General features: G+C 47.8%; 20 protein-coding genes and 1 pseudogene. 4 read left to right on the top strand and 17 right to left on the bottom strand.

The window, feature by feature from the left end; genetic code table 11:
* Positions 1-57: 57 nt before the first annotated feature.
* Positions 58-459 carry a DUF2871 domain-containing protein gene (locus tag EI981_RS06800; RefSeq protein ID WP_126996625.1) on the bottom strand — a complete coding sequence of 134 codons (402 nt, stop codon included), beginning with the start codon at positions 457-459 and terminating at the stop codon, positions 58-60.
* Positions 460-639: 180 nt separating this feature from the next.
* Between EI981_RS06800 and EI981_RS06795 the strand changes: the two genes are divergently transcribed.
* Positions 640-1,569, top strand: coding sequence for a YusW family protein (locus EI981_RS06795; RefSeq protein WP_162616118.1), 930 nt, complete (start codon positions 640-642; stop codon positions 1,567-1,569).
* Between the two features lie 58 nt (positions 1,570-1,627).
* On the opposite strand, the gene EI981_RS06790 is transcribed toward EI981_RS06795, so the two are convergent.
* Positions 1,628-2,314: a DNA alkylation repair protein gene (locus tag EI981_RS06790; protein ID WP_126996621.1), complete on the bottom strand. Its 687-nt coding sequence runs from the start codon at positions 2,312-2,314 to the stop codon at positions 1,628-1,630.
* Between the two features lie 99 nt (positions 2,315-2,413).
* The gene (locus EI981_RS06785) at positions 2,414-3,493 is read right to left on the bottom strand and encodes a Gfo/Idh/MocA family protein (protein WP_126996619.1); all 1,080 of its coding nucleotides are present in this window, start codon (positions 3,491-3,493) and stop codon (positions 2,414-2,416) included.
* Positions 3,494-3,865: 372 nt separating this feature from the next.
* Between EI981_RS06785 and EI981_RS06780 the strand changes: the two genes are divergently transcribed.
* Together EI981_RS06780 and EI981_RS06775 are read left to right on the top strand one after the other, a co-directional pair.
* Entirely contained in the window at positions 3,866-4,669 is an 804-nt protein-coding gene (locus EI981_RS06780) for a lipase family protein (protein ID WP_418789042.1), read from the top strand.
* 216 nt (positions 4,670-4,885) lie between these two features.
* A complete protein-coding gene (locus tag EI981_RS06775) occupies positions 4,886-5,272 on the top strand; it encodes an ArsR/SmtB family transcription factor (RefSeq protein ID WP_126996617.1) in 387 nt (128 codons plus the stop codon).
* Positions 5,273-5,387: 115 nt separating this feature from the next.
* Here EI981_RS06775 and EI981_RS06770 read toward each other — a convergent pair.
* Positions 5,388-7,579 (bottom strand): annotated as a pseudogene (locus EI981_RS06770) (heavy metal translocating P-type ATPase); the annotation flags it as partial.
* Positions 7,580-7,785: 206 nt separating this feature from the next.
* Between EI981_RS06770 and EI981_RS06760 the strand changes: the two are divergent.
* Positions 7,786-8,733: a helix-turn-helix domain-containing protein gene (locus tag EI981_RS06760; protein WP_162616117.1), complete on the top strand. Its 948-nt coding sequence runs from the start codon at positions 7,786-7,788 to the stop codon at positions 8,731-8,733.
* A 146-nt stretch (positions 8,734-8,879) separates the two neighbouring features.
* On the opposite strand, the gene EI981_RS29440 is transcribed toward EI981_RS06760, so the two are convergent.
* The 13 genes from EI981_RS29440 to EI981_RS06695 all read right to left on the bottom strand — a co-directional run bounded on the left by EI981_RS29440 (position 8,880) and on the right by EI981_RS06695 (position 24,480).
* Entirely contained in the window at positions 8,880-9,236 is a 357-nt protein-coding gene (locus EI981_RS29440) for a hypothetical protein (protein ID WP_126996609.1), read from the bottom strand.
* A 404-nt stretch (positions 9,237-9,640) separates the two neighbouring features.
* Complete coding sequence (locus EI981_RS06750; protein ID WP_126996607.1) at positions 9,641-11,599, bottom strand: ABC transporter permease; 1,959 nt, start codon at positions 11,597-11,599, stop codon at positions 9,641-9,643.
* Positions 11,589-12,353 (bottom strand): ABC transporter ATP-binding protein, encoded by a 765-nt coding sequence (locus tag EI981_RS06745; RefSeq protein WP_126996605.1) that lies wholly within the window; start codon positions 12,351-12,353, stop codon positions 11,589-11,591. Before EI981_RS06745 ends, EI981_RS06750 begins: the two co-directional genes overlap by 11 nt.
* A 99-nt stretch (positions 12,354-12,452) precedes the next feature.
* Positions 12,453-13,484 carry a sensor histidine kinase gene (locus tag EI981_RS06740; RefSeq protein ID WP_126996603.1) on the bottom strand — a complete coding sequence of 344 codons (1,032 nt, stop codon included), beginning with the start codon at positions 13,482-13,484 and terminating at the stop codon, positions 12,453-12,455.
* Positions 13,481-14,185, bottom strand: coding sequence for a response regulator transcription factor (locus tag EI981_RS06735; protein ID WP_126996601.1), 705 nt, complete (start codon positions 14,183-14,185; stop codon positions 13,481-13,483). The genes EI981_RS06740 and EI981_RS06735 overlap by 4 nt, the downstream gene beginning before the upstream one ends.
* 45 nt (positions 14,186-14,230) lie before the next feature.
* Positions 14,231-14,479 carry a phosphopantetheine-binding protein gene (locus tag EI981_RS06730; RefSeq protein ID WP_126996599.1) on the bottom strand — a complete coding sequence of 83 codons (249 nt, stop codon included), beginning with the start codon at positions 14,477-14,479 and terminating at the stop codon, positions 14,231-14,233.
* A complete protein-coding gene (locus EI981_RS06725; protein WP_126996597.1) occupies positions 14,452-15,858 on the bottom strand; it encodes a coproporphyrinogen-III oxidase family protein in 1,407 nt (468 codons plus the stop codon). The genes EI981_RS06730 and EI981_RS06725 overlap by 28 nt, the downstream gene beginning before the upstream one ends.
* Positions 15,855-18,689, bottom strand: a complete 2,835-nt coding sequence (locus EI981_RS06720) for a non-ribosomal peptide synthetase (RefSeq protein WP_227011734.1) — start codon at positions 18,687-18,689, stop codon at positions 15,855-15,857. The genes EI981_RS06725 and EI981_RS06720 overlap by 4 nt, the downstream gene beginning before the upstream one ends.
* Positions 18,686-18,952: an acyl carrier protein gene (locus tag EI981_RS06715; RefSeq protein ID WP_126996593.1), complete on the bottom strand. Its 267-nt coding sequence runs from the start codon at positions 18,950-18,952 to the stop codon at positions 18,686-18,688. Before EI981_RS06715 ends, EI981_RS06720 begins: the two co-directional genes overlap by 4 nt.
* A 28-nt stretch (positions 18,953-18,980) precedes the next feature.
* Complete coding sequence (locus EI981_RS06710) at positions 18,981-20,639, bottom strand: amino acid adenylation domain-containing protein (RefSeq protein WP_126996591.1); 1,659 nt, start codon at positions 20,637-20,639, stop codon at positions 18,981-18,983.
* Positions 20,611-21,765, bottom strand: coding sequence for an acyl-CoA dehydrogenase family protein (locus EI981_RS06705; RefSeq protein WP_126996589.1), 1,155 nt, complete (start codon positions 21,763-21,765; stop codon positions 20,611-20,613). The genes EI981_RS06710 and EI981_RS06705 overlap by 29 nt, the downstream gene beginning before the upstream one ends.
* A 24-nt stretch (positions 21,766-21,789) precedes the next feature.
* The gene (locus tag EI981_RS06700; protein WP_126996587.1) at positions 21,790-23,418 is read right to left on the bottom strand and encodes a class I adenylate-forming enzyme family protein; all 1,629 of its coding nucleotides are present in this window, start codon (positions 23,416-23,418) and stop codon (positions 21,790-21,792) included.
* Positions 23,419-23,439: 21 nt separating this feature from the next.
* Positions 23,440-24,480 carry a hypothetical protein gene (locus EI981_RS06695; RefSeq protein ID WP_126996585.1) on the bottom strand — a complete coding sequence of 347 codons (1,041 nt, stop codon included), beginning with the start codon at positions 24,478-24,480 and terminating at the stop codon, positions 23,440-23,442.
* Positions 24,481-24,483: the final 3 nt, after the last annotated feature.

The following is a 24,483-nucleotide window of genomic DNA, read 5'->3' as shown; positions in this document are numbered from 1 at the left end:
TGGTCCCCGAGGTTTAACCTTGGGGACCATGCCTTTGTGCTCGATAGTGCTATTATATTACTGCTGTTTGTACGCTTTGTTCAGCAACAGCATATACCAGATCAAGGCGATGCCGATAATCGAATGAGATAGACCTGCCATATGACTCAGGCCTGCCATATCGTTGCCATTCACCTGCAATATTCCGCGCACCGTCATAGAGCCGATCGTCAGGACCAGACCGATATTATAGACGATGAACCAGACATTGAAAGACTTGGTCTGATGAACCGAGAACAGCTTCGAAAGAATCAGACTGATCAGGAAGAACATAAAGCCGAGAATAAGAACGTGGGTATGCAGAACATTTAAAACCGTATACCCGTCAAAGCCTTGTATTTTCGTGAATTCTCTCGAAAACACACCAAATCCTAACCCGATTAATAGATAGATAAATGCGGCTATGTATGATTTTCTCACTCAATAACCCTCCATTATTTACTCACTTCAGCCCCTATTGTAAATAACTTAAGCCGGAATTGTAATCCATATCATCGGTTGTTAAAAGATTGTTCACATTTTCAAATCTAGGGGGGCGGGGTTCTATGTTAAAGTGTCTTTGAGATAATTGTCACAATGCACAGAGAAAGGAATGACAACATGAACAAGACAACCACAAAAATAGTTGCTTGCATTGCTGTTGTAGTTATCGCGGGAGCCCTAATTCTGATTCCAAGCCTGAACAAATCCAAGCCCCGTCCGCTAGAGTCAGCGGATGCCACACCTTCCGAGACAAATTCCAACACGATAGGAATTGCTAATGATAAAGTGACCACGCCAGCCGAGGATACCAATCACCCTTCTACTTCAGGGGAGAACAATACTGATACTACGATGACCACAATATATAAGGACAGTTACAAGACGGTTGTCCTATTCAATCAAGATCAGATCGAGGCATTAACCGGACAGGTACTTGACGCCGCTTCTATTAAAGTTGTACAAGAGATGCTCCAACAAGAAGACACCTGGACCGCGCAGAACTTCTCAGCGTCCGAGGCCAATTTAATCGCCAATGCAGCCAGCCAGGAGTCGAATAAATTGCAATCGATCCTCACCCAAATCACGCAATATAAAGTGACTGATTTAAAGCTCGTCATCGTGCATAATGAGCACCATAGCAGCGCTCATTTTGCCGCTGACAATCGAGAGATGTCGAATCAGAACAATTCAATTAAAGGGACGAATACAGAGGAACTGACAACCAGCATCGCCAATTTTCTTGAATTCGAGCTGGAAGTTGATTACGCGCAAGGACAATATGAGGTGGATTACAAGAATTATCACGGCATGATTCAAGCTGAAATTGAAGATGAGAGAAGTAAGACTACTACGAAGATACAAGGAGCCACAGCGCTGAAGCAGCTTGAGAAGGTCCTAATTAAGCTGGAAATTGAAAAAGATACGCCGAAGCAGGACGCTATCTCTCGTACTTTGACGGCATTTCAATTAGCTGACAACTATAAAGAATTCGAGCTTAAAATCCATTTCCCAGATGGGGACAAGCTCACTTTCAAATCTAATAAGTAATTGAAATGAAGCAAAACCCACCGTTAGGCTATCAGCCTTTTAGCGGTGGGTTTTGATATTAGGCTTTGCGCTTCATGCTGCGAATCATCTGTTTAGTCGCTTGATCTACACGGTAGGATTCCGTAATCTTCTGCAAAGCCTTGTTGTAAGTAAAAAGATCGAGCGTACTATGCTGTAAATAGGCCAATGTCGGTTCAGGCAGCTTAATATAGCAGATCGAGACCGCCCAAGCTACGGCCATTTTTACATAATAGCCCTCATGTCTAATTCCGTCCAAAATTTGCAGCACACGATCGATGTAATCCTCCAGCACGTAATATTCCAACAGCATGACTACCCCGAAGCGAATGTCGTACTCCTGATCGGATTGCAGATAAGGCTGCAGGAAATCCCATACCTTGTCCAGATGCGATCTCGTAAGCTTTAATCCGCCGCAGAAGCTATCGCATACCGACCAATTATTTATTTTCGGAACAAACCGCGCTGTATATTCCAGCATCTCATCGATATCCTTCACCGCATAGCCGATAACCATGCCCTGCAGCATCGTCTCCTCGAAATAGTCGTCCTCGGCCTCAGCCAAATAGGAACGCCAATCAGAACGGACGATTCTCTGGGCGATCTTCCGCAGAGCTGGCAAGCGTACCCCAGAGATATTATCGATATTTGGAATCAGCTTCGAACTAAATAGACGATATTCCTCCTCAGCCAATTCCAGAATCTGTTCCTTGATCGTCTTCTCCACAATTCAACCTCCAATCCTAACTCAGGTAACCCATTAGACAGAAAAAGCCCAACGGCCTCAGTGCTTCCACCTCCCGTCAGGCTCCATCCTTATTCACTATTATTTGCCCGCAGGCTCGTAAATATCAAAATCCTTCACGACTTCATTGGTCTCGTCAGCTTTGAATATTGCTTCAATCAGATTCAATACGCGCAGTACTTCGCCATTCTTCACGATCGGATCCGCTTTGCCCTCTAGCACATCTGCGAAATTATCGTAGAAGCTGCTCGAACGCTGGAACGGTTCTGGAAGAACCCCGGTAATCGTCGCTTCTTCAGATGGCGGTGCCATCGTCTTTGTTAATCCAACGCCAGCCCGGATCGGCTTAGGCTCAATTTTGCCCACTTCATTATTCCGCGTTACGGTTCTTCCGGTCAAGGACCAGTCTTCAATTACCGCAGCACCCTCGGTACCCTTCACATACCATCTTGGCAAAGTAATATAGTTGGTCGTTCCTACCTCAACTAAAGCAGTAACCCCATTCTCAAATTGTAAAACCGCCTCGAATCCATCGTCAACCTCATCACCAAGAATGAAGCTAAGCCGGCTTCTAACGCTAGTAATTTTGCTATCAATCATCTCTACCATCTGATCCAGCAAATGAACGCCCCAATCCAGCAGCATGCCGCCGCCATATTGCTTGATATGACGCCAGTCGCCTGGAATTCCGTTCGCCCCATGTACTCTGGACTCGATTTGGAACAAGTCGCCAATTGTTCTCTCGTTATACATTTGCTTAACAGTCAAGAAATCCTCATCCCAACGGCGATTCTGGTGGACCATCAGGACCTTGCCCGCCTCATCAGCTGCCGCGACCATGTCTTGGAAATCGCTCACAGACATCGTAACCGGCTTCTCGCAAATGACATGCTTGCCAGCTTGCAAAGCTTGAATAGCCAGATCCTTATGCACATCATTTGGCGTTGCAATTAATACAACCTCAACTGAAGAATCGTTCAACACCGCTTCAAAGCTGTCATAAGCAGGGTAGCCCGCTTGCTTCGAAGCTTCACGACGCTCCTCAAGCACATCATAAGTACCTTTGACCTCTACTCTTCCATTCTCTGTAATCAAGTGACCGTGATAGCTTCCCATTCCACCGTAGCCAACGATAACTACGGAATGCTTAGTATTGCTCATGAATGTTGTCTCCCTTCCCTTATGCAAGACAGTATGGTTATTTCATCCCTCAGAGCGGAGCCATAAAGGTAGCCGTGTTAAGAACCAACCTTTATGAACATCTGTTATGAGGAGGATTTACTCACTTTTCTAGTTTATTCTCTAACAATCGGGATGTAAATGCAAGCGGATTCAGAGATTTCGACATAATTCTTACTTTTCCCAATCTGCATTCTATTTCTATCATTCTAACATGCTTCATTCTATCAGCAATTGAATAATCTAGCTATCGTCACTTCGCGGGAAATTACGGTTATCTCGGAAAATCTTCCGCAATATAGGCATCTCCCCACGCCCCCTCTAATATATTGTAGGAGAAAGGCGGAGATATTTGTGAGAACAATCGATGAACAAGAGCAGCGGGCCATCTTTATGGCCGCCATCTGCGGACAGACCTATGAGCAATTCTCAAATAAGGACGGCTCATTTATCGTCCCATTAAATTATTCGGTCAAGGATACGATCGAAGCGAAATCGATTATCAATGTATGGGAGCCCTTCGGGTTTATTCTGGAGTCCCCTCAGGAAATTATCGTTGCCTTTCGCGGGACCAGTTCAACGACCAATTGGATATCTGACATCATCGCCTCTCAGAAAAAATTCAAATATGTAAAAGAGGATTGCCTCACACATCGCGGCTTCACAGACATCTATTCTTCTGCTCGCAATCGAATTATGTCCGCGCTGTCCAATCTACCCTCTGACAAGACCTTGTATGTTACCGGGCACAGCCTTGGCGCCGCACTGGCGACACTGTGTGCAATTGATATTGCCGCCAATACCGAATACGACTCACCATACCTGTTCACATATGGGGGGCCTCGTGTAGGGGATCCCTCATTTTCAAAGGTTTTTACAAAATATGTACGAGGAAGCTATCGCATCGCTAATGAATTTGACGTTGTTACCCATACTCCCCCATCGATCTACAAGATGCCTAAACGCCAGAAAAAATACTATTATAGCCATGTCCCGACCTTCTCTTCCCTGAACTTCCAAAATGGTTCCTTCAGCGGCAATCACATCATAAGCAGCTATTTCTCCGAGCTCTCCAAGCTCCAGCCGCAGTATGCCCAGCTGCTCTGCTCAACGAACCCGGGATTTTGTCCGGTCATTGAACCGAAAGAACAAGAGTAATGTTGTACATCAGACTATACTCTAGATATAATGAAAGGAATGTAAGAAGGGGCGAAATCGAACCATACATTTCGCGCCAACTGGCAAGGACAAGCCACCTGCCTGTAAGCCCCTAGTCTCTACCTTAAGGAAGAGACTAGGGGTTTACAGGCAGTGAACCGCAACTTACAATATATTCATTGATTAATCATTGAATATTTGAAAGGAAGTGACGTTATGAGCAATCGGGAGTTACCTCACAACCACGGACAGAATATTGGCCCCATACTTGAGCGAATGCCTGATATCAAGCACTTCCAAGAGGCTGCCGCTATCTTTCAACAGCTCTGTGATGGCTCGCGTCTGCGCATTCTGTGGTTGCTCTGCCACTGTGAGGAATGCGGCATCAACATTGCTTCGGCTGTAGACATGAGTACCGCTGCAGTATCCCACCATCTTAAATCATTGAAGCTGCACGGCCTGATTACAAGCAGGCGGGCAGGCAAAGAGGTATACTACACGCTGGCTGATACAGAAACAGCACAGCTAGTACACCAAATGGTTGACGACTTCTTCCAATTGAGTTGTCCAAGTAAAGGAATTGCTAACCATACGCATGAATAAAAAAACGTGCTATCCAAAAAACTTGGAATAGCACGTTTTCATCTCTATATTATACTGCAAGTTTCTTCGAAGAAACTTCGCTTCTATTTCCTGCATCTTTTAAAGCTGGTCTGTTGAACTCTTTAACATTCAGTGCACGTATAGCGTTGAGAATGGCGAGAATCGAAACACCCACGTCAGCAAATACTGCTGCCCACATGGAAGCATATCCGAGAGCCGAGAGAACGAGTACGATCCCTTTGACTACCAACGCGAACACGATGTTCTGACGTGCAATGCGCAGCGTTTTCTTACTTATTTTCATCACAGTAGCGATCTTGGAAGGCTCATCGGTCATGATGACAACATCGGCTGCTTCGATCGCAGCGTCTGAGCCAAGACCTCCCATGGCGATACCAATATCTGCGCGAGCCAGCACAGGCGCGTCGTTGATGCCGTCACCAACGAAGGCTAACATTCCTTTTTCGCTCTTCTTCTGCATGAGCTCTTCCACGCGTTCCACTTTATCAGCAGGCAGCAGTTCCGTATAAGCTTTATCCAGATTGAGCGCTGCAGCAACCTTCCTGCCGACCGCGTCGCTGTCGCCAGTCAGCATAATTGTTTGTTTGATGCCAGCTTCTTTGAGAGCTATAATCGCTTGTCGCGAGTCCTGCTTGATTTCATCCTCAATACGGATATATCCGGCATATTTGCCATCCACCGCTAAATGAACCACCGTACCAACCGATGCTGTATCCTTGTATGCAATATGCTTCAAGTTCATCAGTTTGGCATTGCCTGCAAGAACTTCTTTCCCTTCAACAACGGCCTTCACACCATGACCGGCAATTTCCTCAACGTCTTTGATTTTAGCCGTATGAATCGTCTTGCCATAAGCCTTTTTAATGCTTGTAGCGATCGGATGACTGGAGTAGTCTTCCGCATATGTAGCCCATTTAAGCAGTTCCTCTTGACTAAACTGATCGGAATATACTTCACTAACCGCAAAACTTCCTTTTGTCAAAGTACCGGTTTTATCAACGACAACCAATTCTGTATTCGCGAGTGCCTCCAAATAGTTGCTGCCCTTAACCAGAACACCCGATTTAGACGCTCCGCCAATGCCGCCAAAAAAGCTTAGAGGGACGGAAATGACGAGGGCACAAGGACAGGAGACAACAAGGAAGGTTAGAGCCCGCTCGATCCATATGCTGAACGACTGCCCGGAGATAAGCGGCGGTAGAATTGCCAAGGCAATAGCGGCAAAAACAACAATTGGCGTATAATACCGTGCGAAACGGGTGATAAAATTCTCGCTTTTGCTCTTTTTATCGGATGCATTCTCCACCAGTTCCAAAATTTTTGCCACCGTGGACTGACCAAATTCCTTATTCACACGGATCGTAAGTTTGCCGGATTGGTTAATACAGCCACTGATCACATTCTCTCCAGTAGACACATCACGAGGTACAGACTCACCGGTCAAGGCTGACGTATCAAGCGTTGAGTAACCCTCTTCTACAACACCGTCCAGCGGAACGCGCTCACCGGGTTTTACTACAATAACTTCACCAACCAGAACTTCCTCCGGATCTACCTGAACAAGCAAACCATTACGCATCACGTTCGCATAGTCGGGACGGATATCCATCAAATCGGCGATTGAGCGACGAGATCGGGATACTGCATAAGACTGGAACAATTCTCCCACTTGGTAAAATAACATCACGGCTACACCTTCAGGATTTTCCCCAAGGAAAAAAGCGCCGACGGTTGCCACAGTCATCAAAAAGTTCTCATCAAAGACCTGCCCCCGAAAGATATTACGAACCGCCTTCGAAACAATATCCCAGCCGATAATAATATAAGCACTGAGAAAAACAATTAATTCCAGCGACACTCCTAGAATATCAGCTTTTAGAAAATCAGTGTAGTGAAGTGGCAATCCTAATCCAAAAATGATCCCCGAAATCAGAATGCGCCATAGAAGTTTCTTTTCCTTTCTGGACATCGTTATCTTCCTCCTTATAAGAAAAGCAGCGGTTGCGGTAACACAACCACTGCCTTAATGTGATTTGGAACCCCTATTCCGTATTAATAAGACATCACTTACGATAAGATAACAACATCCGGCTCAATTTTCTTAACGGTCTTCTTGACTTCTGCCAGAACATCATCGAACTTATCATCCGGCGCTTCCAGTATCATCTTTTGGCTCATAAAATTCACTTTCACGTCGGTAACGTTGTCTAACTTCCCTATTGCATTCTCAATTTTTGCGGCGCAATTAGCACAATCCAATTCTTCTAGCTTAATATTTTTTTTCATGGTAATTCCCCTCTCGTATAAAAACTGTTATGATTGAATTTAATCAATACAACAATCAAATGATTGTTTGATCGTTTATGACTACAGTATATTCACTTAGAAAAAACAAGTCAACGCTTTAGATCAAGTAAGTCCGAACGGGCGAAAACGATGTCTATTTGGTATAAAATAGAGTCGGTGGGTATCTATAAAAGGAGATGTTTTGGTTGATTACCTCTGTTTACTCTTATTTCAACAACGGCGTTATCATTGAACAAGATGAGCATTACATAACCTATAAACAGAACCTTGTGGAAGGAGAGGGAACTGCGTCGATCTATCCACTGCTCTCCGGCATAGAAATCATTCAGTTAGATTTCCTGGCTTCGCACTATATCCCCGCCGTTCATAGAGAGAAGAATATTTTGACGATCAACCATTGCTTGGAGGGTCGGGCTGAATGCCGCATGAGTGACGGCTGCCTGCAATATATCGGCGAAGGCGATCTGTTCCTGAATACAATGCAAAATCCCAGTGACAGTATTGAACTGCCCCTGGGATTTTACCACGGTATTGTGGTCATGATCGATCTGGATAAGGTGGCTGCAGAAATATCTGATCTGCTTCCCGGTATCCCCATTCAGATTGGTGAACTTGTTAAGAGTTTTTTTATAGAAGATGACTGCTTTCTCATACAATCCAAAGACGACATTCAACATATCTTTTCCGGAATGTACACCATACCCAGCCAGGCTCGGAGCCTATACTTCAGGATTAAAATTGTTGAGTTGTTGCTCTACCTATATTATTTCGATCCGGTAAAGGAAAAGCAGAAAAGGTTTTACGCTCGGCAGCAGGTAGATATTGTTAAACAAATCGAGAAGCAAATGATCGGCGAACCTAGTCGCCGCTTCACTATCGAAGAACTGGCACAGCAGCACTGCATCAGTCCTACGGCGCTAAAAGCATATTTCAAAGGTGTATATGGCAAATCCATTGCAGCATATATGAAGGAGTACCGGATCCGCCAAGCTGCTTCACTATTGCGTGAGACGAATCAAAGCGTAGCCGATATTGCCATGTCCGTCGGCTATGAGAGCCAGAGTAAATTCGGAGCGGCTTTTAAGGAGATGATGAAAATCACCCCACTTGAATATCGCAAGAAGTTCTTTTAAAGACAAAAACTGATGGCGGCATCATCGGGCCCAAACAGTCGGACGGTCCCCGTACTCCTCTTTCATCCGTTTGAAGAAAGGAAGGAGATCGGCATTTCTGTCTTCATTTCATAGGCCATACAAACATGAATCATACTAGCAAATAGCTAAGCAAAGAACCTATTAAAATAGGAATAAAGGATAGATTCTGACAAAGCATAAGCTTGTCGGGCATACTTCTCGCCCATCATCTCCAAGTAATCGTTCTCATCGTTATTAATGAAATCTTCTATCGTAATCTTATCGATCACGAGCCGAACAAACAGGACTGCAAACTCAGCCAATCCAGTCTTTTCATCTGGACATTGCCACCGAACTACTTGAAATTTTTCACCATCACAATACAAATAGAAGAGAATAAGAACTCCGGATATTTCTTCATAGAAGGAAACCTTCACATTCCAAATTTGTCCTAAAGAATTGAGGTGTTCTCTTTGAATCTCGTAGCTTTTGTGGCTGCTCATCATATATCACCTCTGGTTTTGAGTTGCTTACGAGAAAAAATCTAGAAATACTTTTAGGTCCGTTCTTTTAAAAAATATAAAAGCCAAAAAATAACTCTAAATCCTCTTTAGTATATTTTGTTATGTCATTAATTTCAATTAATTCCCTCAATCTTCATACTATTGACAAAATTATCGTATGATGTTGAAGTCATACTTTTTTAGTTAAAAACGGGATTCGGGAAGTGTGAATCTTAGCAACCTATGAATAGAGCCACCCTTAGTTCTTTTCTGAGGAGAGACATATAAAAGTAAGGATTTCCGTGGATAAGCAAGGAGAGTCCGTGAGGGCTCTCCCGTTAAGTAACCGTAAATGAAGAACGCATTAAGAACAGCTGCGACGCAATCTTGTCCCGCTTTGGCAATCATGCAGCACTTGTCAATTTGCGAACCACTTCCCGGCTGTATTTACGCTTGGTAATGAGGTAGAAGCTGAGCTGGAAGACGAAATAGATTGCCACCACAATCGTTGTGTTGGTCATAAACTCGCCTATGATATCGGAGCCGCTCATGACATGGGTGATCAGATAGATGAAGCAATAGCCGAATACGCTGCCCAGCAGTAGCGGAACGAAGAAGGTGATCAACAGCTCTGCAGACACAACGCCGCGAATCTCCTTGTCGCTTATGCCGATCTTATGCAGCTTGCGAAAAAAAACGGTAGCATTGCCCATCTCGGTATATTGCTTGAAGTACAGCACCATGCCTCCGGCAACGAAGAAAAGCACACCGATCAATGTGGTCACAAAGACAAACAGCGAGTAATTTTTCTTTAATTCCTTGTAGGCATCTACTTTGGAAGCGACCTGGAACAATTGGCCGCTACCGTCCTTATCCATAGCATTCAGTGTATCCTTCAGCATCAACACGACGTCATCTGTGCCTTTCCAAGACTCGAAATCTATGCCGTAATGGGTACCGACCGCCGCGGAATTCACCTTGACCTGCATATCCGCATAGTCCTGGTTGCTTACGACAATGCCGGAACTGGTCGGATACGAACCAGCGCTTGCAAACCAGTCGCCGTGATAGGAGGAGGCAATTTTGTAATTGAAGGTCTGCTGCCCGTCGGTAAACTCAATGTCCACGCCTTGTTCGATACCATGCGAGCCTGGCTCCCATGCCGTAATGATGTTTAGCGCTTCTCCAGCCCCGACCTGCACGTTCTCCCCGGTCAATGCATTATACATGTCCTGAGAGACAATCGGCTTCGTCTTCAATATATCGTACTTGCTGCCTTCCAAATTCATTTTCAGGTTCAGGAATGACGTTTCCTTAATATTCTTGAGCGGATCGGGAGCCTGCTTCAGTAGTCCTTCGAGCTCATTTGCCGGAATGGCGTGCACGCCAGCCACCGATACGAACTCAATATCGTGCTTGTTGCGTTCGGCGATGCTTTCCGATAATTGCAACAACGAGAATGGCGAAGCCACAAGAAAGATGGTCATGCCGCTAAGAATGCTCAGAATGAACATGATACGTTTGTTTTGATTGAATTTATGATTGATTTCAGTAATTGACAGGATGTGGTGGTAGTAGAACTTCTTGTTCTTTAGAAATCCGATTAGCGTATTGCCGAGATGAGAAATGACCATATAAATGCCTATAAAGCTCATCAGAATGTAGGTGATGATCATAAACGGATTCGTGTTCAGACTCTCATGATTTGAGATGATCACCAGCAAGACGAACGAGGCCAGCACCAGCACCACGCCCAAGAGGCCCAGCTTGCCCGCATGCTTCTTGGCTTTGTTGTCGGTCTTGCGGGAATCCTTCATCAAATCGGCAATCTCCAGCTTTCCAACCTTCACGCTAGAGATCATCTGGGAAACAGCGAAAATGACCGTAAAGACGACAGCCGTGACGATGAAGCTGGCAGCACTGAGGGAGTAGGAAACTCCTTGTAGATCAAGCAAATTAATAGCAACATTCTGAAATAATCTGGAGAAAATCGAGCCGGTCAAAATGCCCACAATCATTGAAGATACACTGATAATCAAATTCTCTAGCAAAATAATCTTCTGAAGATCGTTCTTGTGCATACCCAGAGACATGAAGATGGCGAATTCCTTGCTCCTGGACTTGATAAACGAAGAATGCGCATAATTGATGAAGAATACCGAGAACAGCGTCAATGCGGCCAAACTCAGCATCAGCACGATCTTGATCACATCTTCCGTCGCCGCTTCGCGTACGCTGGTATTAAACAGCAAGGCTGCATACAGGAAAAAGATCGTGATCGCAAAGGCGCTACAAATAAAATAGGAGAAGAAGTTGCGGACATTTCGCTTGAAATTCTTTATCGTAACGTCTCTAAACGTCATTGCGTTCCCCTCCGATGACGGCCAGGCAGTCAAGGATTTGATCGAAGAATTCCTTGCGCACCCCGGTGCTCACAATCTCCATGCAGATCGCGCCGTCTTTGATGAAAATGATTTTCTTGCAGAAGCTAGCGGCGAAGGCATCATGGGTAACCATCAGAATGGTGCTATTGCGCTCCTGATTCATTTTCTCAATGCACCTCATGACAGCATTTGAGGATTTGGAATCCAGGTTTCCCGTTGGCTCATCTGCAAAAATAATGTCTGGGTCATTGATCAGCGCCCGACTAACCGCCACCCGCTGCTGCTGGCCGCCCGATATATTGAAAGGATATTTGCTTCCGATATGGTCGATATCGAAAAGACGCATTAATTCTTCGCTCTTAGCTTCCATTTCTTCCTTGTCCCGCTTGTCGAGGATCATTGGCAGCATGACGTTTTCCTTAAGGGTTAAGCTATCCATAAGATTGAATTCCTGGAACACGAAGCCCAGATGCTTCCTGCGGAAGAGTGCCATCTCATTTTTGTCCAGGGAGGTGATGTTCTTGCCCGAAATGTATACCTCGCCGTAACTCGGTTTGCCGATGCCGCTCAATATATTGAGCAGGGTGGTCTTTCCGCTGCCGGATGGACCCATGATACCGATGAAATCCCCCTCTTCGACATTAAAGCTGATTGAATCCAGTGCGACTGTCGTGTTGTCCCCGTTCTGTACGCCGTATACCTTCTTAACCTCTCTGACTTCCAATACGCTCACGGTTTCATCTCCTTAGGCCGGGCGTTTCCAAATGCCCAAATCCCGGTTATATTCTGGCTAACTCTATTGTATTTGTCGCAGCAACTGACATCCATTCATTTACGTTACGCTTTCTTTCATTTTTGAAAGATACGAAATCTTCACCTCGGTGCCGACGCTGATTTCGGATGTGATCTTCAGATCATGCCCCAGCTTCCTGGCGATTTCCGAGGTGACATAGAGGCCTATGCCCGTGGCTTGGCTGTGGGTTCTTCCATTCTTTCCAGTAAAAAAGGGTTGGAACACGCGTTGCAAATCCGTTTTTTCAATGCCGATGCCCTCATCTCGGATGGACAGCATTACTTGGTCACCGTTTTGTTCAATCCGAAAATAGATATATTTCGTCTTATCCTTGGAGGCGGAGTATTTAATCGCGTTGGAGATAATTTGCTCCAGCATAACCGCATTCCATTTGCTGTCCGTCATGACCATGATGCGCTCATCCCCAGATTCCACCCTGGGGTAAACATTATTGTAAATATACTGATTCCGTTTGCTGTTGATGATACCACGCAGCGAATCCAGCAAGTTCACCGACTCGGGTGTATAATCACGGGTGAAATGCTCCAACCGGAAGAACTTAAGCATCTGACTCAGCATGTTCAGGATCAGATCCTTCTCTTCCTCGATATGCTGCAGCACCATATCGTTAGGCGAACCATTCATTCTGTGGTTTTGTAAAATAAGGTCGATGACGGACAGCGGTGTCTTTAAATTATGTATCCACTGGGAAATGAGTTTATGGGTATTGTCCGTCTGCGTCTTGATTTCATAAATTTGATCCTGATACGTCCGGTGGATCCGGTAGATCAGCGCGATGACAGCCTGCTGCCCGTAGGTGAAGCCTTTTTCCTCCACTTCCACGTTATCCGCCAGACGTTGGATTTCCCGGTGGGCCGACACATAGCGCACCAGTCGGAAGCACATGAAGATGACGTACAAATAGAAGTAGATACCTAGCAAATACATAAGCTGTACGCTGCTGCTGATATAGAAATAGCAGTATACGCTAACCAGAATATGGCTGATAAAATAAACCGCCGTAAAGGACAGATGATCCCTCAGAAATCCCCAGAACAGCTTCATACTCATGGTTGACTCCCTCCCGTCTGGCCAAACTCAAAAATGTAGCCGACTCCCCGCTTCACTTTAATGACATCATGAAAGCCGAGGTTTGCCAGCTTGCCCTTCACCCGGGTCACATTGACGGTCAATGTATTGTCCACCACGAAGTGAACGTCATCCCACAGTTCTTCCAGCAATTCCTCCCGGGTCACAATCGTATCCTTCTTCTCCATCAGCTTTTTCAATAGCTTATATTCATTTTTGCTTAGTTCCTCCACCACTCCGTTATGGGAAATGCTGAAATTGCGGTCATCCAGATGGATGGGGAGTTCTTCCTTCTCAGGCTCCTGCTTTCCGGAATACTCCCCATAAGTCCTACGCAGAATCGCCATGATTTTGGCCAGCATCACCTGGATATTCAATGGCTTGACAACATAGTCATCGGCACCGAGCTCCATGCTTAGAACCTGACTGGACTCCTCGTCCCGGGCGGACACGATAATGATTGGCACCGTCGTCTTCCGCCGGAATACCCGGCAATAGTAGAATCCATCATAATAGGGCAAATTGAGATCGAGTAACACCAGTTGAGGTGCTTCCCGCTCGAAAATTTTCTCGACCTGGAGGAAATCCACAACCTCGACCACCTCATAGCCGTATTTCTGCAAAATGTCCGTCATCAGGGTACGGATTTTGATATCATCTTCAACAACCATGATCTTGAACAATGAAGTCACCTCGTATGCCCGGATGAGAACAATAGGCGATCCCCTTTAAGATGCCTCCGCCAGCTTACCGTCGACAAAGTCAATAATCGTTCGGATACTTGCGAAGTTCTCGTGAATCAGTTCCTCGGGCAAAATAATAATATTAAATTCCTCCTCCAGACTGGAAACGAGGTCCAGCAACCCCAAAGAGGTTAGCAGTCTGGATTCAAAGATATCTGTCTCAAGCGATAACTCCCCCGCCGGAATGCGGGTCAACTTCGCTACGATCATTGTAACTTGTTCTTGTCGTTGCATATACTGTTTTCTCCCATCTTGTTTGATTTGTAGTAAACATCAAAAGCAAAAGCGATCGTTCGGACAAAATGTTTGCCCAGCTCAGTAACCGTAATGAGTGGCGTATCCGTGCCCTCCAACAGACCATCCTTCTCCATGCTTCTTAGCAGCGCGAGCTCCCCGGAGAAATAAACATCAAAATCTACACCAAATTGGGCGCGAATGGCGGCTTTGTCGATGGGCGAGCCTCCCAGCAGATTTTTCAGAATAATTTCCTCCCGTATCAAGTCATCCGCATTCAAAGCATGCGTCCTTCCATGTTCAACGGGAAGCTGCGACTTGCCTAGCAGGTCATGGTACTTGTCCAGCGGAGCCACATTCTTGTAATACATTCCGCCGACTTTGCTAACCGCGGATTTGCCAAGACCAAGAAGATCATGGCTGGTCTCCTCCGAGGAGCCCATGAAGTCGCGGGCCGCTCGTCGGCCGGGAATCAGGGAGGGATGGGTTTCTCGCCCGTTTCTGTGGATGAATGTATCTGATCCCAATTCCTCATAATCGGCGGCAAGGTATTGCCGTGCCATATCATAAAGAAGCGAGACAATAAAGGGATTAGGCAAGCTCAACAGCGGAATTTTTCGCTGGAGCGGGTAAACGGCCGGGTAGTGGGCGTAGGGAAAAGCGACGATTTTGTCAGGGGCAATCTTGACGATTTCCTGCAACGTTCGCTCAAACTCCCCAAGTCCCTGATACGGCAGGCCGTAGCATAAATCCACATTAACGATAAACCCCATACTTTTCGCCAGGCCGATCAGTTCGCGAGTTTCTTCCAAATCACAGTCGCGGTGGATGGCACTAAGCACTCTTTTGTCAAAGTCCTGGACGCCGAAGCTAATGTAGTTGAAGCCAAGCTTTTTCAGCAGACGGAGCTTTGAGGCGGTAACAATTCGCTTATCAGGATAGGCCTCCAGTTTGATGCGAGCGTCCGGGGTAAATTCAATGTACCGACTGACCGAACCATACAGCCGCTCAATCTGCACCTCACTGAGATAAGCTGGCGTTCCACCTCCCCAGTGCATATTATCTGTGACAAGCTTGGATGCCCGTCCAGAAAGCTTTAGCTCCATTTCCTTCTCCAGGGCGTCGATATAAAGCTCCTTATCCTCTTCCTTACCGCCCAGCACACGATCGCAGCAACAGTAATAACAAATGGTGCGGCAGAAGGGGATATGGACGTACACCTGGGCTGATCCAAGGACAGACAAACTAGTAGCGATCTCAGACATCGGTGTATCCTGCCTCCAGTGGGTGTCCACAGGATAGCTTAGGTACATAGGCTGATTGTACTCATTGTATTTCCGAGTCAAGAAATCCAGCCGGTTAGCAAGCGCATGGCTCATGGATAAGCCTCCTCTTCAAAATTAATCCTATGACCTATGCCGCCACACAGGGTTTCCGCCAATTCCCGCTCTTGGCTTCTGATTCCCTCAAGCAAGAGGAGATGGATAGCCTGCTGCTCCGGGGACAGCGGAAGGCCTTTAGCGCCGCGGATCAGATCGCCGCGAATTTCCAGCCAGCTTTCAAGCACGGACTCCGCAGAGGCAATCATCCGGCTGCCCGGAAAGAGGCGCACCAGCCGATAGATCTCAGCACGCTTGCTGTCGATTATAGCAGTCACGCCTGGAAGCAGCCGTTGTGCAAACGCTACATAATCCGTCCATGACCGGGCGGCGTACAGTGCCTTGAATTCCGCCAGAGTATCCAGCCCACGGATCACTGCAGGCCCATATTCTGCAAATAAGGCTGCCATCCTTGCACGGTCAGCAGCTAAATCATATTCATAAGCATCCTGCCAGGCGGGAAACTCTATCCAGGTATAGCCATCTGCCAGGCTCTGCAAGTGCTCCTTGTAGCCGAGGCAGCTATTCAGCAAATCGCTGGCGGTAATACTCCGCTCTTTGTAATTAAGCGCCTGCTCATGGCTATGCTCCAGAATCAAATACCTCCCGCTCACAGCATCATGCCCGTAAACTAGCAAAGTATGGGGAATATGACGCTTTCTGAATGCGTCCCGGCGATCCGGCTGATAGAAGCTGTCCAACCACACGATGAATAGTCTTCTGCGGGCCAGGCCATAGTCAAGTTGCTTCAGCAAGTCGTCGCCGTTCGGAAGATGCTTGAAATCGGCCTTCAGATGCAACCTGTGTAGTGCCTCTTCAGGTGACTCGTTCACCATCGGTACAGTCGAGATTATGCACTCTTCCGGCTCACCCTTCCAGGCATAAGCGAAAACTTCCCCACAAAATAGCGAGTTGGGTTCGCGGCCGAACATTTCAAGCACCGGGAACAGCGAATTGTACAGACAGCTTTTGTAAAAGAACGAATTGAAAGGTCGTGGCTTGACAACATCCGTTTCTTCCCCGCTCGCTGCAATGCTTTCATTCCGGACGGAGGCCACGGGGGTGGTTTTCTTTTCAAGCAGCGATGCCTGGGTTCGGATCGTTGAATGCGCAGCCAGTTCCTCAAAAGAAATCGAAAAACCGTACCGTAGCAACTCGCTGTGTAGAGCCACCGCCTCAATTGAGCTTCCGCCGATTTCCATGAAATCCTGCTCCGCTCCAATGCCTTGAATCGGGAGAACCTTTTCCCACAGCTTCTGAAGGATAAGCTCTAGTGGTGTCGCACAGGGCTCGCTGCCACTGTCGATCATCAGCATGACCGGGGAAGGCGCGGGGAGCTGCTTCTTGTCCACTTTTCCGTTCGCATTTAAGGGCAGCGCATCTAGACGAATAAAAATGGACGGCAGCATATAAGTGGGAAGCTGGGAAGAAAGCCTCTGTTTAAGAGTGTAAAGCTCCAGCGGGTGACTTAACGTCAGGTAGGCACATAAATATTGTCCACCGTGTTCATGACTTCTTGCCGTAACAGCCGCATCTTTTACTCCCGGGCATTCCAGCAGACGCTTCTCGACTTCCTTAATCTCCACACGGTATCCGCGTATTTTGACCTGATCGTCAATGCGGCCCAGAAACTCAATATTTCCATCTTCCATCAGGCGCCCGAGGTCGCCGGTTCGGTACATCCGGCCCTGCTTCTGGAAAGGATCCGGTAGGAAAGATTTTGAGGTTTTATGCGGCTCTTTCAAGTAGCCACGTGCCAGCCCAATCCCCCCGATGAACATTTCTCCGGTATTTCCAGGGGCAACAGGACTCCCCATCTCATCCAATATGTAAAATAGGTTACCATCAATCGGCTTCCCGTAAGGAATGCTGTTCCATTCGGAGCTAACCTCATCTACCGTATAATAAATCGACCAGACGGTCGCTTCCGTCGCACCACCAAGCGCCGTCAGACTTGCATGGGGGAAACGGCTCCGGCAGCTACGGGCCAGTTCTAGCGGAATCCAGTCTCCGCTTACAAAAAGGTGTCGCAGCATCGGTAGCCTACAATCCGGATCGAACTCCGCCAGATATCGTATCAGATAGAGTAATGTGGTTGGAACAGAATTCCAGAAGGTAACCCCTTCCTCAATAAGAAGGCGACGAAGTTGCCCTGGGTCGCTGACCTGTTCCTCCGGACAAAGGACAACGGTACCTCCGGCCGCCAGCATGCCAAAGATGTCATATACCGACAGGTCGAAGCAGACCGACGTAAGAAACAGCACTTTATCAGCACTGCCTATACTGAGTTCGCGGTTGACCCACCGGATCAGATTGACGGCGGGACCCTGCTCGATCATCACACCCTTAGGCAAACCCGTCGATCCAGAGGTGTACATGATATAAGCCAGACTATGCTCATCCACATGGATATCCGGATTAGGCTGATTCATGGAAACCGTCGGCAGATTAGTCTCCAGTACAATTTGAACAGGGACATCCAGCCTTTCCTGATCTTCTGTAATGACCGCAAATGCGCTGGAATGGTCAAGGATGTAATTCTTGCGTTCAAGCGGATAACCCGGTTCAATTGGCACGTAAGCGGCTCCGCTCTTCAATACTGCCAGGAGGGCGATGATCAGTTCAAACCTGCGGCTTACAATCACCGCCACATGGTCTTGCGGCTGAATCCCACGGCGGATCAATTCATATGCCAGAAGATTGGCCCGGTGGTTCAGTTCCACGTAAGTCATGGACATTCCGTTATAGCGTATCGCCGGATGTTCGGGCCGACGCTCCACCTGCTCTTCAAACAACCCATGCAAAGTTATGGGAGAGTGCAACAGCTTCACCTCCCTAGCGCGGCTTGGGCTACTGCATAGTCTTCTCCCAGCCGGGTGATCAGCGTCGTCATGTCGCCGAGCAACTCGCAGCCGAGTAATTCATCGATTTGCTCCTCTATGTTGAAGCCGTACCGGGCCTCAATCATGGCGATGATCTCAACAATCATAACGGAGCTGATTGCCAGATCGTCGACAACCGATAAAGCCGGATGCATTTCATCCTTCTCAAAGTAACATATGTCCGCAATGATTCCATAAAGCTCATCCTGCATCGGGTATGTCTCCTCTCATGAATCTATATCACAGCATGGTCCGGAACATCTCTTTTAGCTGCTGGCGGTCAACCTTCTCACTGCTCCCCATCGGGAGGCTATCCATAATCCGAACCAGATCCGGAATCATGTAATGGGGCAGGATCGTCCCAACAACCTGTTTGACTCCAAGCACCGTAAGCCGGCCCTGCTGCTTTGGCACCAACGCGGTGCATAGCAGCACCTCGCCGTCCTTCCCGCGGATATCCATAACGGCAGCAGCCGCAACTTCCTCCATGCCATGGAGTACCCGTTCAATTTCGGGCAGCTCTATCCGAAATCCGGAGCGCTTGACAAGAAAATCCTTGCGGCCGATCAGGACAAGGGCTCCTTCGTTGTTGATTCTGACGATATCGCCAGTGCGGTACAGCATGATTCCGGTTTCCGGAAAGGAGGGATGTTCAACAAAGCTTGCGGCGGTTAGCGCACGGTTGCGATAATAGCCTTTCATCACAATCGAACCCCTTACGCACAGCTCGCCTTCTTCTCCTGCAATGGCTATACGCCCATCCTCATTCAAAGCAACAACCTCGGTATTCGCGCAGGCGTAACCGATCGGCAGAGGCTGCTCGCACGCCGCTTCGGCCCGGCTTACCTCATAACAAGTGCAGACATTGGTTTCAATTAATCCATACAGATTGTAAAAGGAGGCATTCGGCAGCAGCTCCATGGCAGTTCTCAAGTATTTCGGCTGAAAAACCTCCCCCGCGAACAACACCTTGCGAAGCGAGGTAAGCTCGCCCGGCGCCAATCTGGCGTACTTAATCACGCCTGTCCACAGGGATGGCACCGAATACACCCAATTGATCTCTTCTTCCTTGACGGCAGCGGTGAAACGTCCAGGATTTTGGACAACATCCGTTGGAAGGATCACCAGCGACGCCCCGATGGATAGCGGCACGAAGAGATCGAAGACTGACAAATCGAAGTGAAAAGGAGCAATAGAAGCAAAAATATCCTGCGGCTCCGGCTTGAAGTACGCATGGCACCATTCGATAAAGGTTCTGGCGTTCAAGTGGGTGATCATTACCCCTTTGGGTATCCCCGTTGAGCCGGAGGTGTAAAGAATATAAGCGACATCGTCACTCACAACTTCCTTACGGCTTCGGTATAAGTAGCGCGGAGACTGACCGGCTTGAGGTCGATGGTGATTGACTCCCTCTAGCTCCATCGTTATACAAGCGGAGTCGTCCCCCTCCCTCCTTGCTTCGTCCTGCTCAAGCACAAGAATGTGGAGCCCTTTAAGCATCTGCCGGTGCCGTTCTTCTGCACCATTCCACAATTTTTCCAGTGTGGACGAAGTGGTAAGCAGAAAACGCGTGCCACTCTGTTCCACAATGGTCAAGACTCGATGTACAGGGGAATAAGCCGTGTCCAGCGGAATATAGACTCCTCCGGAAAATAGCATTGCATACATGGCGATTACCGCCTGCGGCGATTTTTCCAAACAGAGGGCAGCGGTCTCCCCGGGCTGAATGCCCAACACGATCATCGCGTCAGAGAGAAGAAGGCTCTTCTCCAGAAGCACTCGATAGCTCATATTCCGGCCCATATAGCGGAGTGCCGTCTGCTCTGGACCACGGCCAGCGCTGCGCAGCAGATCATGCTGCAGCAGGAAATCAACCATACAGTTCACCCAGTCCTTCAAGCATGATCTTCTTCTGCATTTCACTCGTGCCGGAATAAATTTTTGCAGCCAGCGAGTCGCGGATTTGCTTCTCCACCGCGCTCTCCTTTACATAACCGTATGCCCCAAAAATTTGCACTGCCTCCAGGCTGTTCTGAACCTTAGATTCTGAGGTGTGCAGCTTGAGCATGGAAGCGCGGTGCATCTCCTGGAAGCCCCGATCGAAATCATCACAGGTCTTGAACAGCATCAGTCGACTGGTCTCCAGCCGCAGCCGCATATTCACCAGCTTGCCGTATACTCCTTCAAAGTCGAGCAACCGTTGTCCGAACTGCTTCCTTTCGCAGGCATATTTGTAGACCTCCTCATACTGCTGCTCCATCGCCCCGACATGGTAGGCAGCAACCATAATCCGTTCCCACAGCATCGCTTTAAAAAAAACACTCATCCCCTGCCGTTCTCTCCCAACCAGCCGCTCGGGCGGCACCGAGGTGCAGTTCAGAATAACTTCGCTCATCGGGCTCGTCCGCAGTCCCATCTTTTCGAAAATTTGGCCTATTTCAAATTCCTGGCCTTCCTTTTCCAGAATAAAAGCAGAAACATCAAGCGCCGGAATACCTCCCGGGTGTTTCCCGTAGACCAGCAGGCAATCCGCTTCGGGTGCCAGCGTGGCAAAGGTTTTAATACCGTGCAGCTCATAGCCGTCCGCCGTTTTGCGGATAAGCGTTGATAGTGCAGCCGAATCCGATCCAGCACCCGGCTCCGAAATCACGCTGCTACCGATGTAACGGCCGTCTATAAGTGGCGCCAAGAACTTATTGTGCTGCTCCACGGTTCCATACTGCCAAAGTGGAACCTGAAGCGCAGACATTTGGGCGCACACGGAGAAGACCAGCCCTTCGTCCTGGCATTTCTGTGCCAGCGTGCGGATGGCCAGCGCGGTGGTCAGCATACCTTGATCCGCTCCGCCACAGGCTTCCGGAAAGGGAAGACCCAGCAGGCCGGTCTCCGCAATTTTGGCCCACTTGTCCCGGCGGAAGGAAGCGTGTTTATCGTCTGTATACACGCCGACATTCAAATACCGCAAGCTCAGCTCTTCCATTAAATCGCAAATTTGCTTTTGGTCCTCAGTTAAGCTGAAATCCACAATTAGCCCCTCCAATGTCCGAATTTATAGCTGTCCGGCCATTCCTTTCACAATCCGGTCGTTGAGCAGAAACTGGCTTTCTGCGGGGATGCCTTCCACCGCCCACTCCCGGAGAATATTTTTCTGTACCTTTCCGGATTCCAGCACGGGAAACTGAGAGACCATATGCACGCGATCGGGTACCTTATAGTTAGCGATTTTGCCACGGCACCAGGCTTTGATCTCCCCTTCGCTGAGCAGTTCGCCCGGCTTCGGGATCACGAAGGCCGTCAAGGATTCGCCCAGAATCTCGTCGGGCTGCCCCACCACAGAAATATCCTCCACCTTGTCGAAATTCAGAACACACTCCTCAATGTCCACTGGATACACGTTGAAGCCACCCCGGATCACCATGTCTTTGATTCTCCCGACAATGCACAGGTTTACCCCATCCTCGTAGTAACAGGCTAGATCCCCGGTATACAACCAGCCGTCCTCATCGATCACTTCACGGGTTTTTTCTTCATTTTTGTAATATCCCTTCATCAGAAAGCCTTTGATAGCCAGCTCGCCAATTTCCCCTTTAGGAAGTTCCTTGCGCTCCTTATCCACAATCTTCACCTCGAAGCCGTCAATCGGCCTGCCCACGGTGTTCAGCCTTACATCTGGTGGATCATCCAGTCGAGTCATCGTGACCAGACCTGTCGCTTCGATAATGCCATAAGCATTGATCAGTGTGCAGCGCGTCATTTCCTCGATCTTATTGGCTAGAAACGGCGTACACAAGGAGCCTGACACCACCACCTTGCGCAGGTCTTTGAACAGACCGGGCTTGCAATAAGGCATCGCCAGGATCAAGCTCCACATCGTAGGTTGGGTATGGAAGAGATTGATCCCGTTTTTAGCGACATGGCTTAAAATATCATTCGGATTAAAATTGGAAATCCATTTCATAGTAATGCAAGAGACGAAATAGACAAGCACGGCGTTGAAGCCTTGCGCTGCATACAATGGGGCGATGGAAAAGCCAATGTCGTCCTGTATATCCAGTAGCTTGCCGCCGTAATAGGAGGTTTCCACCAGATTCCGATGAGAGATCATAACGCCTTTGGGATGTCCCGTAGTGCCGGAGGTGTATCCCAGAATGGCGATATCTTCGGGGTCAATTGGTTCGAGGATTCGTTCGTCCAGCGGAACCGAAGCAGGCTTCAGCAGCTCTGCAAACGGCGAGCTGCCGGTCAGAGTCCCTTCGCCAAGCATAATATAATTCCTCATTTGCGGCAGAGCGTGCTTCAGTTCAGACAAGAGGATTTCATCATAATTGAATATACCCAGCGCATCCTGATAAATGACCGTCTCTGCATCGGAGTCCGTAAGGATTCTACGGATTTCATCCGGCTCATATCGGGTGCTGATTGGAACAATCCAGGCTCCGATCTTAAACAACGCGAAGTAGACATAGAGGTATTCCAGGCTGTTGGGCAGAAGCACAGCCACCTTATCATTCTTCTTCACGCCCATATCCAGTAGATTTGCGGCTATGGTGACCGAAACCCTGTGAAGCTGGGCAAAAGTTACCGATTCATGCTCAAACACAACTGCTGCTTTATCGGGATAATCCTCCCGCAGGGTATCCAAAACACAGTCGATCGTTAATTGCTTATATTCAATCATCCGTTGATCGAAGCTCCTTCCTCAATTCAAATAAGATAAATCAAAGCCTTCGAAATGGCACGCAGCTTCTTCCTCATTCAGGATCGCGCCGATGCAGCCCGGCATTTTGCGGGGACGCTGCATAGCCGTCATAATATATTGAATATAGTTGAAATTGTTCGCAAAGGATCGGATACCGATGGCCTGCATAATGATGCCGATAAATGCGCTCGGCGCCAAATTGGTATTCATCATTTTGTCAGTAAATTCTGGAAACAACGAAACCTTCAGTTTTTCGACGCATACGAACAGGAACTTTTGCACCCGTATAAAAATATAATCCTTCTCCTTCTGGTACAGCTCGTTGCTGTGAACCAGCACGTCGTTTAAATAAAATTCAGCTTGGACTGGCGACTTGAGCTTCATATAACCATCTTCATCGAAGGTAATATTGTTGAACACATCATACAGCACAACCATATAGGAAACAGGCTCTTTTCCCTTAAATTCCTGTAGCCCTGCAAGGTAGAGATTGCCTTCAGAGGCGTAGATATCGACGATATCCTCTTCGTAAAAAAGCCGTTCGGTGCTGCCTTCCTGCAGCTCGTTCTTGTACATGAAATAGGAGCTGTAGATACCACTCATAATTTCGAATATATGAAAGCACTTGAACTTGTCGAAACGTAGCCGCGAAACCAGCCTTCGGTCAAACAACTGGCCCTCCAGCTCTTCCTTCAGTTTTGATTCCAGGTAGTCCTTGGAACAGAGCACACCCTTGCCGCCGTTGAACATATCGTCCACGAGCGCCTCCTTGATCATGCCTTCCGGGCTTACCGTCAAATGGATCATAAAAGAAAGGGAGACATCCTGCTTGCGCATGCGCGTAATATCGCGCTGCCAGCCAATGATACGCAGGTCGCCCGATTCATCAACTTGCAGATTGGTGCCCCGTGCCCGAATCATGGGCACGATTTTGTCCATACAGGTGTAGTTGCCGTACGCCACTTTCCTGCGGATGATTTCTTTGTCCAACTGCTCCTTCACAATCAGCTTGGGTACTGGAAACTTCCTCTCTGTCAACATCGC

Source organism: Paenibacillus lutimineralis, from assembly GCF_003991425.1.
GTDB classification, from domain to species: Bacteria; Bacillota; Bacilli; order Paenibacillales; family Paenibacillaceae; genus Fontibacillus; species Fontibacillus lutimineralis.
The sequence above is the reverse complement of the archived record's forward strand: the minus strand, read 5'-3'. Positions and strand labels throughout refer to the sequence as shown.